Source organism: Pararhizobium sp. LjRoot255, assembly GCF_964252905.1.
In the GTDB taxonomy this organism is placed as follows: domain Bacteria; phylum Pseudomonadota; class Alphaproteobacteria; order Rhizobiales; family Rhizobiaceae; genus Pararhizobium.
The window spans coordinates 869461-884699 of the sequence record NZ_CAXUPQ020000001.1 but is presented as its reverse complement, the minus strand read 5'-3'; the positions used below and the strand labels follow the sequence as shown (position 1 = coordinate 884699).

Below are 15239 nucleotides of genomic sequence, written 5' to 3'. Positions count from 1 at the left end.
AGAAACCACGAGGCTACCAGCAAAAAGCCCCTGAACCGGGGCTCAAGGGCCTGTTGGAAAATGAGGGGTAACCTTTGCGGGGTCAGGCGGCCGCGGCTTCCTTTTCCTTGAGTTCGATCTGGCCGCTGGCGGCGAGACGGATGGCTTCCTGGGTGATCGAGCGCCGGGCAATCGCGATATCGCGCGGATTGATGCCGGTATCGCCGGCTGCCAGGTCCGATTCGATCATGCGGCGCTGGCGGGCGCCGATGGCGGCGAGCACCGATTCGCGCAGTGCCATGCCCGATCCGCGCAGCGCCATGGTGATGATGTCGCTGGACACATCGTTGAAAAGTTGCACGCGGCTGCGCTGCGGCATATAGAGCACATCGTCGAAGAGGAAGATCTTCGGACGGACCTTCTTGACGGCTTCGGTGTTGATCGATGCGAGCGATGCGAGAAGTGTGTCGACCTGGGTCTTTTCCAGTTCGTTCATCACTTCTGCGATCTTGATGGATCCGGCCGAGTTGCGGTCTGCATCCAGCTCGCGCATTAGCTCCATGACGCGTGTCTCGATGATCTGGGCGGCCTTTGGGCTGACATTCTTCATGTTGACGGCGCGGTTGATGATATCGGCGCGGCTGCTTTCCGGGAGCTGCAGCAGTACCTTGGCGCCGAAGGTCGATGGCATCATCGACAATACATAGGCGATCGTCTGCGGATGCTCCTTGCCGAGATGCTCGGCGACGTAGACCGGGTCGGAATCCTGCAGGCGGTCCCAGATATTGGCTTCATAGGCTGCGAAAGCTGTCCGGCGGCCGAGAAGGCCATCCACTTCGTCGGGTGTCAGGCCTTCTTCGAGAATGCCTTCGATGGCCTTGGCATTGTCCATCAGGCCAGCGCCCTCGGTAAACAGGTCCTCGAATTCGTTGACCAGGATTTCCAGTTCGTGGGGCGGGATCGACCGAAGCGACTGGGCCGAGGCGATGATGCCCTGCAGCTCGCTTTGCGTAAAGAATTTCAACAGCTTGCCAGCAATTGGCTTGCCCATTGCGAGCAGAACGGCTGCGGCCTTGTCCATCTGACTGAGAGGCCTCGTCGGCGCCGATGCTTCAAAATTGTCGAAATCCATCATGGATTAATCCCCATAACCCATAACCGGGTTCAAACTTTACTGGTACCCTTGATTTCGATGAGTTTTACACCGAAACGTGTTTCGTCTTCGTCAAGCACGGTGATTTCGCCGCGGCCGATCACACGGCCGTTGACGACGATTTCGACCGGTTCGCCGATCTTGCGGTCGAGCGCGATGGTTGCGCCTTCCGTCAGGTTCATCAGACCCGAGACCTGCATGCGGCTGGTCCCGAGAACGATCTGCACATCGATCGGGATGTCCATGATCAGGTCGAGATTGGCCGTCATGCCGCTGCCAGGCTCGGTGGCGGGCATCTCCTCGAAGCTGCTCGAACCACCGAAGGAATCACCGCCGAAAGATCCGGCGTCAAACGACGAGGCTGCTGTGCCCTGGTCGAGATCGCCGAAGCTGCTGCTGCCGCCGAAATCACCGCCGAAGCTGCTGAGGTCGGTCTCGGACGCATCGAACGGGCTGCCGAAATCCGCTGTTTCGCCAAGCGTCGAGGTGGTCGCGAAATCCATGCCGAAATCCGTTGCCGGAGCCGTGCCGGTGGCATCGCTTTGCAGGACGCCACGCAGATCGTCGATGGCCTGATCGAGCTCGGCATCGCCGGCGCCCAGGATCGTCTTGTCTTCAATTCGTGCTTTCTTCGGTGCCATGTGCGAACTATTCCAGTTGAAACTTGCCCCAACCATGTTGCCGGGTAAGGCAGGGGGTTTTTAACTCATGAGATGGTGGAGAATGTCGCTCTCCGAACCGTGCGTATCCTTGATCCGGACCGTATATCTTGCGCCGGACCGGCCGAGTTCGCAGACATAGAGGTCGCGGCCGTTGGCATTGATTTCGACACGCACGTCCTTGGCGTCCTGGAAGGGAATGACATCGCCCGGCTGCAGACGGCTGATCGTATCGAGCGTCAGGCTCTGCAGCTGGATGCGGGCTTCGAGATTGACCGCGGAGCGGCGGATCTGCTGCTCCAACTGTTCGCCCCATGCGCCCTTGGCCTTGCGGGCCTGTCCCACGCCCTTCGGGAAGACAACGGTGGTCTTCAGCAAGACCTGCTGCGGAACGATGATCGAGAACGTCGAAAGAACCGGACCCAGCCCCATCGTCACGTTGATGCAGGCGGCAAAGACATCCGCGATTTCCGGGTCGGGGGCCGGCCGCTCGGTGGCATTGTAAGGCCGCCCGACGGAGGGCTCGAAGCCACCGGCGGCGCTGACGGCCGATTTCAGCACATCGGCGATTTTTTCGAACACCATGGAGGCAACATCGAGCTCGATGTTGGAGAGCGTGCGCGGCTTCGGTTCATCGATCGTGGTCGGCGGCGCGCCGAGCAGGATTTCCATCAGGGTGATGATCACCGGGCTGTCGCAACTGAGGACGAGTTCCGGGCACCAGTTGCGCAGCGACGTGTCACACAGGGCCACGCCATTGCCGAGTCTGGCGATCAACTCCGACTTGACGCCCATGTCGAAGCCGGCATAGCCGATCTCGATATCGAGGCCGGTCTCGTTCTGGAAGATGTCCGGCAGGAACTCGGCAAAGACTTGGCCGATTTCACTGCACAATTTGCCGATTGTCTTCGTGTCCCCGAGCGCGCCGGTCATGCGGGCGAGCAGCTTGCGATCGAAGGGATAGACGCTGTTTTTCGATGCTGCCGTCATAGGATCAAGCCGCCTTGCTTTCGCCGCCGCCGCCAGGGTTCATCATTTCCTGCTCGACAGCGTCGATCGACGGACGCTCGTAAGCGGAGATGGTCTTGCGGCCGTATTCGAGCGCCACCTGCGGGACCGAACCGTTCATGTAGGCAAGCAGGGTCTGCTTGACGATGATGTAAAGGCGGTTCTGCTTGTCGCGGACAGCCTTGATATTCGCGATCACCGGGCTGGTGATGCAGTAGGACAGGAAGATACCGAGCATGGTGCCGACAAGGGCGGCCGCGATCTTTCCGCCGAGGATCTCGGGCGCCTCGCTGATCGCGCCCATCGCCTTGATGACCCCGAGTACGGCGGCGACGATGCCGATCGCAGGGAAGGCGTCACTCATCGTGTTAAGTGAGTGATAGACCTTCATCTTGTCATGGGTGATCGTGTTGATTTCCTCGTCCATCAGCGCCTCGATCTCGTGTGAGCGGGCGTTGCCGATGATGATGAGGCGGACGTAGTCGCAGATGAAAGCCGTCAGTTCCTTGTTTTTCAGGACAGTCGGCGCCGATTGGAAGATCGGGGATTCATCGGGATTGTCGATGTGGCTTTCGATCTCATTGCGGGATTTCGTACGCAGGTCGCGCATCAGGCTGTAGAGCACGCCGAGCGTGTCGAGATAGTTGCGCTCCTTCGGCACCTTGTGAGTGAAGGCTTCACCGAGCGCCTTGGCGGTATCCTTCAGCACCTTCATCGAATTGGCCATGATGTAGCCGCCGATGCCGGCGCCGCCGATGATGACAAGCTCGAAAGGCTGGTTCAGGACCTCCATGTGGCCGCCCATGGCAATGAAGCCGCCAAGGATACAGCCGATCGTCAAGACGAGCCCGATGATGATGTTCATTTCGATACCTGCCGCAAAGGTGGATTTTCGACCGTATCGTTAGGCCGTCAGCCTTGCGTGAGGCTGGCTGTCGGCCCCCTTTTGAGGCCTCTCCGGCAAACAGGTTCGCGCAAGCAAGCTCCGGCAGGTTTCCGCCCAAGCGGCGCGTAATGCGCCAAGTCTCATGGATGAACGGGGAAATGTCGTGACGACGACTTACACCAGCTACCAGACGATCGCAGGCAACCTCACCAAATCGCTGGAACGGGTATCCGAGCAGCCGGATGTTGCGCGGGAGACCGAATACTATCTGGCCAATATCGGCAACGTCAAAACGATTGACGACTTCTTCGCCGACGCGCGGCTTTATAACTATGCGATCAAGGCGCACGGCCTTGAAGACATGGGCTATGCAAAGGCCTTCATGCGCAAGGTGCTGACCGAAGGCATCGACACCGACGATGCCTTCGCCAAGCAGTTGACCGACAGCCGCTACACCGATCTGGTCGAATCGCTCAACTTCGCCCGCAACGGCACGGCTGCGACGTCGTTCGAGAAGGCCCAGAAGGGCGTCGTCGATAAATATGCGCGCCAAACTCTGGAACAGAATGCGGGCGAGGAAAATTCCGGCGTTCGCCTGGCGCTCTACTTTGAACGCATGGCGCCGTCGATCACCAATGCCTATGGGCTGCTCGCCGACGAGGCATTGGCGCAGGTCACACGCACGCTCCTGCAGATGCCCGACGAGTTTGCTGCTTCCGACATCGACAAGCAGGCGGCTGCAATCGAGAACGCGATCGACATCAAGGATTTCCTGGATCCGGCCAAGCTGTCGAAGATGCTCGAGCGGTTCACGGCCCTTTGGGAAATTAACAATTCATCGGACCCCTACGATCCGCTCGCCGTGTTCAGCTCACACAGCGGCTACGGAATCTCCTCCGATCTTCTCCTTTCCATCAATACGCTGAAACTCGGGGGACGCTGACATGCAAACCGGTCTCTATGTTGCTGTCTCCTCCCAGATAGCGCTTGAAAAGCGCATGAACACGCTGGCCGACAACGTCGCCAACTCGAGCACGGTCGGGTTCCGTTCGACGGAGGTGAAGTTCAACCAGTTGCTTGGCGATACGCGGCCGACCAAGGTTTCTTTCGTGTCCGAAGGGCAGGAATTCCTCAATACCAACAATGGCGGCCTGAACAGGACCGGTAACGAGCTGGATTTTGCCATCAAGGGCGATGCCTGGTTCCAGATCGACACGCCCGCGGGTCCCGCATTGACCCGAGACGGCCGCTTTACGCTAACGGAAACAGGCGATCTGGTGACGCTCCGCGGATATGCGGTTCTCGATGCAGGCGGTGCGCCGATCCGGCTCAACTCTCAAGCGAGCGAAATCAAGGTGAGCGCAGACGGCGCCATTCAGCAGGATGGAACGCAGGTCGCCGCGTTGGGGCTCTATGAAGCGAACTTCGCCAACGGCTTTTCCCGCCATGACAACAGCGCTGTGATCCCGAACACTGCAGCCGAGCCGGTCGTTGATCGGTTCGATGTCGGCGTGATGCAGGGTTATGTCGAGGAATCGAACGTCAATCCGGTTCAGGAAATGTCTCAGTTGATCATGGTGTCGCGCGCCTTCGAAAACATCACTTCGCTGATGCGCGACAGTGAAGGCTCGCTCGATGAGGCGATCAAGACGCTCGGCGGCAGCAAATAACCTTGCTTTTTCAAACGATTGAAGCCCGCCCTGAGATGCTCGGGAGAGCAGGGAAGCTTACACGGCAGGAACCGGGATGCAGAACGAGAAACTCCAGATCCGCAATTCCTCGACATCGCTCGCGGCGCTCGCAGGGCTTGTCGGGCGTTATTCCAATCCGGAGTTTTCGATTGCGCCCGGTGGCCACGTCCAGACGATTTCGGCCGGCTACTATACGGTAACCGGGCTTTCGAGGCATGTTCGCCTCGGCGAGTTTGTCGCCCACAAGAGTTCGACGGGCATTCATCTCGGCGAAGTCGTCAAGGTCGAGCAGGAGACGGTTGTCGTCTGCCCGATCGAGCCGGGCGATCCGATCGGCATTCATGACACCGTGATCCGCAAGGGCGCCTTTCGTATTGCGCCGACGGAATCCTGGTGCGGCCGCACGATCAACTCGCTGGGCGATCCGATCGACGGTCGCGGCGCGCTGCTGCAGGGCGACATTCGCCGGTCGATTTCCAATACGGCGCCGCCGTCCATGACCCGCAAGCGCGTCGAGCATGGATTCCGCACCGGTGTCCGGGCGATCGACATCTTTTCTCCGCTCTGCCTCGGCCAGCGTCTCGGCGTCTTCGCGGGCTCCGGCGTCGGCAAATCGACGCTCCTGTCGATGCTTGCCCGGGCCGATGCCTTCGACAAGGTTGTCATCGCACTGGTCGGCGAACGCGGCCGTGAAGTGCGCGAATTCATCGAGGACACGCTTGGTGAAAACCTCTCCAAGTCGGTCGCTGTGGTGGCGACCAGCGATGAAAGCCCGATGTTGCGGAAGATGGCACCGCTGACGGCGGTGACGATCGCCGAACATTACCGTGACCAGGGCGACAACGTCCTTTTGATTATCGACAGCGTCACCCGTTTTGCTCACGCCATCCGTGAGGTCGCAACAGCCTCCGGCGAGCCGCCGATCGCGCGCGGCTATCCGGCATCCGTTTTCACCGAACTGCCGCGGTTGCTCGAGCGTGCCGGGCCGGGTGCGGAAGGGGCGGGCACGATCACCGCGATCATCTCCATTCTCGTCGACGGCGACAACCACAACGATCCGATCGCCGACTCGACCCGCGGTATTCTCGACGGCCACATCGTCATGGAACGCAGCCTTGCCGAAGAGGGCCGCTATCCACCGGTCAATCCGCTTGCTTCGATCTCGCGTCTTGCCCGAAAGGCCTGGACGCCGGATCAGGAAAAGCTCGTGGCACGGTTGAAGTCGCTGATCCACCGCTTCGAGGAAACGCGCGACCTCAGGCTGATCGGCGGCTATCGCCCCGGCAGTGATCCGGACCTGGACATGGCGATCAAGCAGGTGCCGGTCATCTACGACATCTTGAAACAGACGCCGGGCGAGCGGCCGGCCTTGGATGCGTTCACCGACCTCGCCAATGCGCTGAAGGCGGCGGCGAACAACGGCGGCCAGGCGCAGAACGCGCGAAGGGGGTAAGGGGTGATAGATTACGACGCCGACGAAATCGTGCCGCAGCGCAAGCGTAGCGAGCGCACGCCACTGATCGACAAGGCGCTGGGCGCCACCGGGATCGCCCTTGCGACCCTCGCTACCTTCTTTCCCTGGTATGCATTCCTGCACCAGGACCAGTTCTCGATGCCGTCGCTTTGGCAGGGCAGCACCCGCGATGTGCCGGGCCGCGCCGGCTCAGGCGGCGCCTCCTCGCCGCTCGCCATGACGGACCGCGATGCAGCCACCCAGGCGGCGATTGATCAACTGACCACGGCGACGGTTCCGGAAGGCGAAAGCAGGAAGCTGGACGGCGGTCCGGAAGATGGCCTGGAGCAGCCGTTCCCGGCGGCGACAGGCTTCAAGCTGGTTCATGTCGCAAATGGCCGCGCGCTGATCGAAGACAGCAGCGGCATGTACATTGTCCGGATCGGCTCGATCCTGCCGGACAACAGTCGTCTTGCCACACTGGAGCAGCGCGACGGGCGCTGGGTGATGATCACCTCCAAGGGCGAAATCCAGCAGGCTGAGTGATTCGGCGCCTCGACGACTACCGTCGTCAACCTGCGCATTGCCAGGCGAATGTAACGGGTTGTGACCACAGAAGGGCGCTAAAACGCGCCAAACCTTTGCCGTTGCATCGTTTTTTTGGCTGACCGAGCGTGTGCAATGCGAAGCCGTCGCTTGGAAAGCGGTTGTTAGCACCCGCAGCATACGGCCTTTTTTCAATTCAGTCCCACGCAAGATTGCTTGCCTAGGTTCTCCAGCAACAAGCATGGAGTCGCATGATGCAACCTATACAGCTTTTTGATCTCGCGTCCCGGCAGGCGCAATGGCTGGCAGTCCGCCAGAACGTCGTCGCCGGCAACATCGCCAATGCCAATACGCCGCACTACGCGGCTAAGGACGTCAAGCCGTTCGAAAGCGTCCTGCAGGAAACCGGTTTTCAGATGGCCGCCACCAATCCCGCCCATTTCACGGATGGAAGCACCGCCGCTCAGGTGACGGAAACCAGCCTGATCAGCGATGCCGAAGTGCAGCAGTCGGGCAACAGCGTCCAGCTGGAGCAGGAGTTGATGAAGACCGGTGAAGTCAAGCGCGACTACGAGCTCAATACCGGGCTCGTGAAGGCGTTTCATCGGATGATGCTCATGACGGTACGGAAATAAGCGCGATGGATCCTCTGGTTTCAGCTCTCAAAGTTTCGGCCTCCGGCCTCGAAGCGGAATCGACGCGGCTGCGCATCGTGTCGGAAAACATCGCCAACGCCCGCTCGACCGGCGATGCGCCGGGAACCGATCCCTATCGCCGCAAGACCGTCAGTTTTGCGTCGGAGGTCGATCGCGCCAGCGGCGCCGCCACGGTCGAGGTCCAGCGCCTTGGAACCGACGATTCCGATTTCACCATCGAATTCGATCCGGGCAATCCGGCTGCCGACGACAAGGGCATGGTCAAGCTGCCGAATGTCAACGTGCTGATCGAAATGGCCGATATGCGGGAAGCCAATCGCTCCTATGAAGCCAATCTTCAGACCACGAAGCAGGCACGCGACCTGATCTCCGCAACAATCGACCTCCTGAGGGCTTCGCAATAATGATCAATGCAATTGAGACCATCGGCGCGGCGATTTCGAGCGTCAAGGACGTCGCGACCTCCTCCAGCACCTCGTCAGCACAAAGCATTCTCGGTGGCGCAGCAATTGCCGGCAAATCGCAGAGCTTTGCCGAAGTCATGGGCAACATGGCGGCCGAGATGACCAACAGCCTCAAGCAGTCGGAAGTCTCCTCCATCCAGGGCATTCGCGGCGAAGCAAACACCCGCGAAGTCATCGATTCCGTCATGAATGCCGAGCAGTCGCTGCAAACCGCCATCGCCATCCGCGACAAGGTGGTGAGCGCCTATCTCGAAATCGCACGCATGTCGATTTAAGGAACAATATAATGAAGGCTCTTTCCATCGCCGCGACCGGCATGAACGCCCAGCAGCTAAACCTGGAAGTGATCGCGAACAACATCGCGAACATCAACACCACCGGTTACAAGCGCGCGCGGGCGGAGTTCTCCGACCTTCTCTACCAGACCGAGCGCGCCCAGGGCGTCCCGAACCGCGCCAACCAGGCGATCGTCCCGGAAGGCGCCAATATCGGTCTCGGCGTCCAGACGTCCGCCGTGCGCAATCTGCATCTGCAGGGCAGCCTCGTCAGCACCGGCAACGACCTCGACATGGCGCTGATCGGCCGCGGCTGGTTCCAGATCGAGACCCCGGACGGCGAGACGGCGTATACCCGCGCCGGCGCCTTCAACACCAATGCCGATGGTCAGCTCGTCACCATCGATGGCTATACCGTCATCCCGGAAATCACCGTGCCGCAGAATGCGAGCGAGATCACCGTCAGTTCGTCCGGTCAGGTAACCGTCCGCATCGGCAACGACACCATCCCGCAAGAAATCGGCCAGCTGACGATCGCCAACTTCGTCAACGAGGCGGGCCTCGAACCGCAGGGCGACAACCTTTTCAAGCAGACACCCGCGTCGGGCGAGCCGGTGATCGGTACGCCGGCCGATCCGGGCTACGCGCAGATCAAGCAGAAGTATCTCGAAGCGTCGAACGTCGATCCGGTCAAGGAAATCACCGACCTGATCTCCGCCCAGCGCGCCTATGAAATGAACTCGAAGATCATCCAGGCGGCCGACGAAATGGCCGCGACGGTCAGCAAAAACCTGAGGTAACAGAGGGAATGGCAAACATGACGTTTCGCCGGATCGCAACGATAGTGACGGCTGCTGCGATCCGCGGAGGATTTCTTCTGCGGGCGCTGGCGGTGACCGGTTCCCTTTGCGTCTGCCTGATGTCTCCGGGCCTGGCGCTCGCCGAAAAGCGCATGGCGGTCATTCCTACCCAGACGATCTATCCCGGCGAAATCATCGATGCCGGCCGCCTCGAAGAGGTCGAGGTGACCAACCCGGCGCTCACCGGCGACTATGCGACATCCAGGGAGCAGGTCCTCGGCAAGGTGACCGGTCGCACGCTGCTCGCAGGGCGCGTCATTCTGGTATCGGGCCTGCGCGACCCCTATGCGGTTGAACGCGGCAAGGCAGTGCGGATCGTCTTCACCAACGGGCCCCTGACGATCACGGCAGGCGGCGCTCCGCTGCAGAACGCCGCGGTCGGCGACCTGATCCGTGTGCGCAACACGGATTCCGGCATCATCGTTTCCGGAACGGTGATGGAAGACGGAACAATTCATGTGGTGGCAAAATGACATTTCGTTTCGGCAAATGGTGCCTTGCCTACTTCGCGGTCTTCGCTATGGCGATCACGCCGGCCGAGGCTGCCTCGCGCATCAAGGATGTCGCCTCGGTGCAGTCAGGCCGCGAGAACCAGCTGATCGGCTACGGCCTCGTCGTCGGCCTTCAGGGAACGGGCGACAGCTTGCGGTCCTCACCGTTTACCGCACAATCGCTGCGCGCCATGCTGCAGAATCTCGGTATTTCGACGCAGGATGACGAATCGCGCGCGAAGAATATCGCCGCGGTTCTGGTGACGGCCAATCTGCCGCCCTTCGCGAGCGCCGGCAGCCGCATCGACGTGACCGTCGGGTCGCTCGGCGACTCCACCTCGCTTCGCGGCGGTACGCTGGTGATGACCTCGCTTTCAGGGGCCGATGGCCAGATCTATGCGGTTGCCCAGGGATCGGTCGTCGTGACGGGGTTCAATGCCCAGGGGGATGCGGCTTCGGTGACGCAGGGGGTCACCACGTCCGGTCGCGTCCCGAACGGCGCCATCATCGAGCGCGAATTGCCGGCAAAGTTCAAGGATGCGTTCAATCTCGTTCTTCAGCTGAGAAATCCCGATTTCTCGACCGCCGTCGGCATGGCCGCAGCGATCAACCGCTACAGCAAGGCCCAGTTTGGCGGCAACATCGCTCAGGCGCAGGATTCCCAGACGGTCGTCATCGACAAGCCGAAGATGGCCGATCTCTCCCGCCTGATGGCCGATATCGAAAACCTCGTCATCGAGACCGACGTGCCCGCGCGTGTCGTCATCAACGAGCGCACTGGTACGATCGTGATCGGACAGGACGTGCGGATCAACAAGGTTGCCGTCAGCTACGGCACGCTGACGGTCCAGGTGAGCGAGACGCCGACTGTCGTGCAGCCGGAGCCCTTTTCGCGCGGCGAAACGGCAATCGAGCCGAACACGACCATCGACGCGGCGCAGGACGGCGGCACCGTCGCCATCCTCGACGGGTCGAACCTGCGCTCTCTCGTCGCCGGGCTCAACAGCATCGGTGTGAAGCCGGACGGCATCATTTCCATTCTCCAGGGCATCAAGACAGCTGGTGCCCTCCAGGCGGAGCTCGTATTGCAATGACCGCACCTCGTCCCTCTGCTCAAGCGAACAGCCTGCGCCGCCGCCTGATGATGCTGGCGGCCGGTTGCACCATGCTTGCCATGCCCGGCGCCTTCGCGCAGGAAGTCGCCGCACCCGCGACAGTCATTCCGGCGAATGGCGACGAAATCCAGCAATTCTGCACCAATATTGCCGATGCCGCCCGCGACCAGCGTTACCTCCTGCAGAAGAAGGATCTGGAAAAGCTGCAGGCCGAGGTCGATGCCCGCATCGCCAAGCTCGAAGAGCGCCGTGCCGAATACGAGGACTGGCTGAAGCGCCGCAACGATTTCCTGAAGCAGGCCGAGCTCGGCCTCGTTGATATCTACAAGACAATGAAGGCGGATGCGGCTGCAGGGCAGCTCGAGCTGGTCAATCCCGCCATCGCCGCGGCGATCGTCATGAAGCTGCCCCCGCGTCAATCGAGCCTCATCCTTAGCGAGATGAGCAGCGACAAGGCGGCCGTCCTGACCAATATCATTTCCAGCGCCAGCGATTCAACAACATCGAAGGAACCGTCATGAGATATCCGCTTTCGGTCCTTCTCGCTGCCAGCCTGTTGTCGGGATGCCAGAACCAGACTTTCAACGAAATTGGCAGGGCACCTTCGATGAGCCCGATCGGCAGCGGCCTGCAATATGCGCAGACACCGCAGATGGCGATGTATCCGAAGGAGCCGCGCCACGTCGCCAATGGTTTCTCGATCTGGAGCGACAATCAGGCGGCGCTGTTCAAGGATGCGCGCGCTCTCAAGGTGGGCGATATTCTGACCGTCGATATCCGTATCGACGACAAGGCCTCGTTCGACAACAAGACCGATCGCAGCCGGACCAATGACAGCGGCTTCAACATCGGCGCAAACGGCCAGTCTGAAACGAGCGACTTCGGCTGGAAGGGTGGCCTCGACTACGGTTCAAACACCAGCACGAAGGGCGAAGGGACGACGGAGCGGGCTGAAAAGCTGGTTCTGCTCGTTGCTGCCGTCGTGACCGGTGTGCTTGAAAACGGCAATCTGTTGATCAGTGGTTCGCAGGAAGTGCGCGTCAACCACGAGATACGCATCCTCAACGTGGCTGGTATCGTCCGGCCTTATGACGTCGATGCGAAGAACATGATCTCCTACGACAAGATCGCCGAGGCACGCATTTCCTATGGCGGCCGCGGCCGTCTGAGCGAAGTGCAGCAACCGCCGTGGGGCCAGCAGGTCATGGACATCGTCTCGCCGATCTGACGGCGCTCGCCGCGTCCCGCGGCACAACACGAGATGGATTTGAACATGGAAGATCTCGACACGGCTTCACCTGCGGCCAAGGGGGCATCGAAGGTGATGACGATCGCTGCTCTTGTCGTTCTGACGCTGCTGGCCGGTGGTGGCGGATGGCTGGTCGGCGGCGCCCTTGCGCCAAAGCCGCTCAGCGTGGAGGAAGCGAAGATCGTCGAGGAGGCGAAAGCTGCCGTTGCCCACAAGAGGGCCAAGGAGGCTGGTGAGGGAGGCGGAGAGAGCAACAAGAAAGACGAGGGCTTGCCGCGAATAGCGACCGAAGCCAATGGCGTCGTCCAGCTCGATGCGATCACGACCAATCTTGCCTACCCCACCGAAAACTGGATACGGCTCGAAGTCGCGCTGCTTTTCAAGGGGGCGCCGGATGTCCCCATGGCCGAGCAGATCCATCAGGATATCGCAGCCTACATGAAGACGGTGTCGCTGCAGCAGATCCAGGGGCCGCGCGGATTTCAGTATCTGAAGGATGACATAGAAGAACGGGTTGACCTGCGCTCCGAAGGGCGCGTAACCAATGTTATCTTCAGGACATTCGTTATTCAATGATTCGGACTATCGCATTCATAGCCGCCATGATGGCGATGTCGGGTATCGCGGGAGCGCAGGGCTTTCCTGCTGACATCCTGAAAACACCCATCGACGGCTCTGTTGCGTCCTGGATCATCCGCACGTTCGGCCTTCTGACCGTCCTGTCGGTCGCGCCGGGTATCCTGATCATGGTGACGAGCTTTCCGCGCTTCGTCATTGCCTTTGCCATCCTGCGGTCCGGCATGGGTCTCGCCACCACCCCCTCGAACATGATCATGGTCAGCCTCGCCCTGTTCATGACCTTCTATGTCATGGCGCCGACCTTCGATCGCGCCTGGCAGAACGGCGTCAATCCGCTGCTGCAGAACCAGATCAACGAAACCGAGGCGATGACGCGCATCTCGGAGCCGTTCCGGGAGTTCATGCTCGCCAATACCCGCGACAAGGATCTGCAGCTCTTCATCGATATTGCCAGGGAGAAGGGCCAGAACGTCGTCGTCGACAGCAAGGTCGATCTTCGCGCCGTCGTGCCGGCCTTCATGATTTCGGAAATCAGACGCGGTTTCGAGATCGGCTTTCTGATCATGCTGCCGTTTCTGGTGATCGACCTGATCGTGGCGACCATCACCATGGCGATGGGCATGATGATGCTGCCGCCCACCTCGATCTCGCTGCCGTTCAAGATCCTTTTCTTCGTGCTGATCGACGGCTGGAACCTGCTCGTCGGCAGCCTCGTGCGGTCTTTCACCTGATCTCATTGACGTGGTTAACGGACGGTCAATTTTCCACCATGCGTGCGCTTGGGCGGAATAAATCAACTACTTGAATTATATGTATAAATCAAAAGCCGGATTGCCTCGGCCGTGTTCGCTTGCTCAACAAGTAACAGCTAATATACTCGCTGCGTTTAAACAAATTGCAATGTTTGCCTGCGACATTACCCTCACATGACGGATTTGGACCGCCTGACCAACAGGGGCCGAGTGGCATGATGCCGAGCCGTCATCACCGGTAAGTATTTCAGTCCGGTATGTCCCCAATCTTGTATTTTGTATCTAGAGGGACAACCCCAATGACAAGCATCCTGACGAACTCTTCTGCAATGGCAGCTCTCTCGACGCTGCGCTCCATCAGCTCCGACATGGAATCGACCCAGGGTCGTATTTCTTCCGGTCTGCGGGTTGGCGACGCTTCCGACAACGCTGCTTACTGGTCGATCGCAACGACCATGCGTTCGGACAACAAGGCTCTTTCCACGGTTCAGGACGCTCTCGGTCTCGGCGCTGCCAAGACGGACACGGCCTATACCGGTCTGAACGCCGCCATCGACGTTGTTTCCGAAATCAAGGCCAAGTTGGTCGCTGCTCGCGAACCGGGCGTTGACAAGCTGAAGATCAACAAGGAAATCACCGAACTCAAGAACCAGCTGGTTTCGACGGCAACTTCGGCTTCCTTCTCGGGTGAAAACTGGCTCTACCGCGACGCCGGATCTGCCGCCGCCCTCGGCACCAAGGAAATGGTCGGCTCGTTCACCCGCGGCGCCAATGGCTCGGTTGCCGTCGGCGTTCTGGAATTCGACGCTGCCACCTCGGTTCTGATCGATACGGTTGACTCCGCCAACGGTCAGCTGACCAAGGCACTTTCGGTGGAGCAGGGCGCTTCCGTCGGTACCGGTACTGCCAACGCCACCTACCACCTCGTTCTCGCTTCGGGCGGTACGGCTCCGACCGGTTCGACGCTGATCGCACTGACGGCAGCGACGTCGGACGATAACATCGAAGGCATGATCAGCGCCGTTGACGCGATGCTGACCAACCTGACCGACACGGCTGCGACGCTGGGCGCCACCAATACCCGCATCTCCATGCAGGACGAATTCATGGCCGACCTGATGGACGTGATCGACAAGGGTGTCGGCCGCCTCGTCGACGCCGACATGAACGAAGAGTCGACCCGCCTCAAGGCCCTGCAGACGCAGCAGCAGCTCGGCATCCAGGCACTCTCGATCGCCAACTCGGACTCGCAGAACATCCTGTCGCTGTTCCGTTAATCGAAAACGGCGCGGGGCGGCCATCCCCCCCAACGGCCGCTTCGCAACCTACAGAAAACCGCATCTCGCAAGAGGTGCGGTTTTTTCGTGTCCGCCCAAATTAATTTCTGCCTTTAGGTTTTCTTTAACCATGTTGGTGTTTTCTA

At 60.2% G+C, this 15239-nt stretch carries 19 protein-coding genes; 15 read left to right on the top strand and 4 right to left on the bottom strand.

Features of this window, described 5'->3' with window-relative positions:
- Window positions 1-82: 82 nt before the first annotated feature.
- From fliG to motA, 4 genes are read right to left on the bottom strand one after another with little or no spacing between them, the layout of a single operon-like run.
- Window positions 83-1114: a flagellar motor switch protein FliG gene (gene fliG, locus ACSQ2W_RS04435; protein ID WP_436085174.1), complete on the bottom strand. Its 1032-nt coding sequence runs from the start codon at window positions 1112-1114 to the stop codon at window positions 83-85.
- A gap of 29 nt (window positions 1115-1143) precedes the next feature.
- The gene (gene fliN / locus ACSQ2W_RS04430) at window positions 1144-1773 is read right to left on the bottom strand and encodes a flagellar motor switch protein FliN (protein WP_436085173.1); all 630 of its coding nucleotides are present in this window, start codon (window positions 1771-1773) and stop codon (window positions 1144-1146) included.
- 60 nt (window positions 1774-1833) lie between these two features.
- Entirely contained in the window at window positions 1834-2781 is a 948-nt protein-coding gene (locus tag ACSQ2W_RS04425; protein WP_436085172.1) for a FliM/FliN family flagellar motor switch protein, read from the bottom strand.
- Window positions 2782-2785: 4 nt separating this feature from the next.
- Window positions 2786-3664, bottom strand: coding sequence for a flagellar motor stator protein MotA (motA, locus tag ACSQ2W_RS04420; protein ID WP_436085171.1), 879 nt, complete (start codon window positions 3662-3664; stop codon window positions 2786-2788).
- A 184-nt stretch (window positions 3665-3848) separates the two neighbouring features.
- Here motA and ACSQ2W_RS04415 point away from each other — a divergent pair, with 184 nt between their 5' ends.
- The 15 genes from ACSQ2W_RS04415 to ACSQ2W_RS04345 all read left to right on the top strand — a co-directional run bounded on the left by ACSQ2W_RS04415 (window position 3849) and on the right by ACSQ2W_RS04345 (window position 15093).
- A complete protein-coding gene (locus tag ACSQ2W_RS04415) occupies window positions 3849-4628 on the top strand; it encodes a DUF1217 domain-containing protein (protein WP_436085170.1) in 780 nt (259 codons plus the stop codon).
- Window position 4629: 1 nt separating this feature from the next.
- Entirely contained in the window at window positions 4630-5355 is a 726-nt protein-coding gene (gene flgF, locus ACSQ2W_RS04410) for a flagellar basal-body rod protein FlgF (protein WP_436085169.1), read from the top strand.
- A 76-nt stretch (window positions 5356-5431) separates the two neighbouring features.
- On the top strand, window positions 5432-6829 hold the full coding sequence (fliI, locus tag ACSQ2W_RS04405; RefSeq protein ID WP_436085168.1) for a flagellar protein export ATPase FliI: 1398 nt from the start codon (window positions 5432-5434) through the stop codon (window positions 6827-6829).
- 3 nt (window positions 6830-6832) lie between these two features.
- Complete coding sequence (locus ACSQ2W_RS04400; RefSeq protein ID WP_436085167.1) at window positions 6833-7375, top strand: flagellar protein; 543 nt, start codon at window positions 6833-6835, stop codon at window positions 7373-7375.
- A 254-nt stretch (window positions 7376-7629) separates the two neighbouring features.
- A complete protein-coding gene (gene flgB, locus ACSQ2W_RS04395) occupies window positions 7630-8010 on the top strand; it encodes a flagellar basal body rod protein FlgB (RefSeq protein WP_037120351.1) in 381 nt (126 codons plus the stop codon).
- A gap of 5 nt (window positions 8011-8015) precedes the next feature.
- Window positions 8016-8435 (top strand): flagellar basal body rod protein FlgC, encoded by a 420-nt coding sequence (gene flgC, locus ACSQ2W_RS04390; protein WP_113006731.1) that lies wholly within the window; start codon window positions 8016-8018, stop codon window positions 8433-8435.
- The gene (locus tag ACSQ2W_RS04385; protein WP_436085166.1) at window positions 8435-8770 is read left to right on the top strand and encodes a flagellar hook-basal body complex protein FliE; all 336 of its coding nucleotides are present in this window, start codon (window positions 8435-8437) and stop codon (window positions 8768-8770) included. The genes flgC and ACSQ2W_RS04385 overlap by 1 nt, the downstream gene beginning before the upstream one ends.
- An 11-nt stretch (window positions 8771-8781) precedes the next feature.
- The gene (gene flgG, locus ACSQ2W_RS04380) at window positions 8782-9570 is read left to right on the top strand and encodes a flagellar basal-body rod protein FlgG (RefSeq protein WP_349437264.1); all 789 of its coding nucleotides are present in this window, start codon (window positions 8782-8784) and stop codon (window positions 9568-9570) included.
- Window positions 9571-9689: 119 nt separating this feature from the next.
- Window positions 9690-10103, top strand: a complete 414-nt coding sequence (gene flgA / locus ACSQ2W_RS04375) for a flagellar basal body P-ring formation chaperone FlgA (protein ID WP_436087671.1) — start codon at window positions 9690-9692, stop codon at window positions 10101-10103.
- The gene (locus ACSQ2W_RS04370) at window positions 10100-11215 is read left to right on the top strand and encodes a flagellar basal body P-ring protein FlgI (protein ID WP_436085165.1); all 1116 of its coding nucleotides are present in this window, start codon (window positions 10100-10102) and stop codon (window positions 11213-11215) included. The genes flgA and ACSQ2W_RS04370 overlap by 4 nt, the downstream gene beginning before the upstream one ends.
- Window positions 11216-11262: 47 nt before the next feature.
- Entirely contained in the window at window positions 11263-11757 is a 495-nt protein-coding gene (locus ACSQ2W_RS04365) for a MotE family protein (RefSeq protein WP_436087670.1), read from the top strand.
- Window positions 11754-12464: a flagellar basal body L-ring protein FlgH gene (gene flgH / locus ACSQ2W_RS04360; protein WP_436085164.1), complete on the top strand. Its 711-nt coding sequence runs from the start codon at window positions 11754-11756 to the stop codon at window positions 12462-12464. The genes ACSQ2W_RS04365 and flgH overlap by 4 nt, the downstream gene beginning before the upstream one ends.
- Before the next feature lie 45 nt (window positions 12465-12509).
- The gene (locus ACSQ2W_RS04355) at window positions 12510-13061 is read left to right on the top strand and encodes a flagellar basal body-associated FliL family protein (RefSeq protein WP_436085163.1); all 552 of its coding nucleotides are present in this window, start codon (window positions 12510-12512) and stop codon (window positions 13059-13061) included.
- A complete protein-coding gene (gene fliP / locus ACSQ2W_RS04350) occupies window positions 13058-13795 on the top strand; it encodes a flagellar type III secretion system pore protein FliP (RefSeq protein WP_436085162.1) in 738 nt (245 codons plus the stop codon). Before ACSQ2W_RS04355 ends, fliP begins: the two co-directional genes overlap by 4 nt.
- A gap of 320 nt (window positions 13796-14115) precedes the next feature.
- Window positions 14116-15093, top strand: coding sequence for a flagellin (locus tag ACSQ2W_RS04345; protein ID WP_436085161.1), 978 nt, complete (start codon window positions 14116-14118; stop codon window positions 15091-15093).
- Window positions 15094-15239 lie beyond the last annotated feature (146 nt).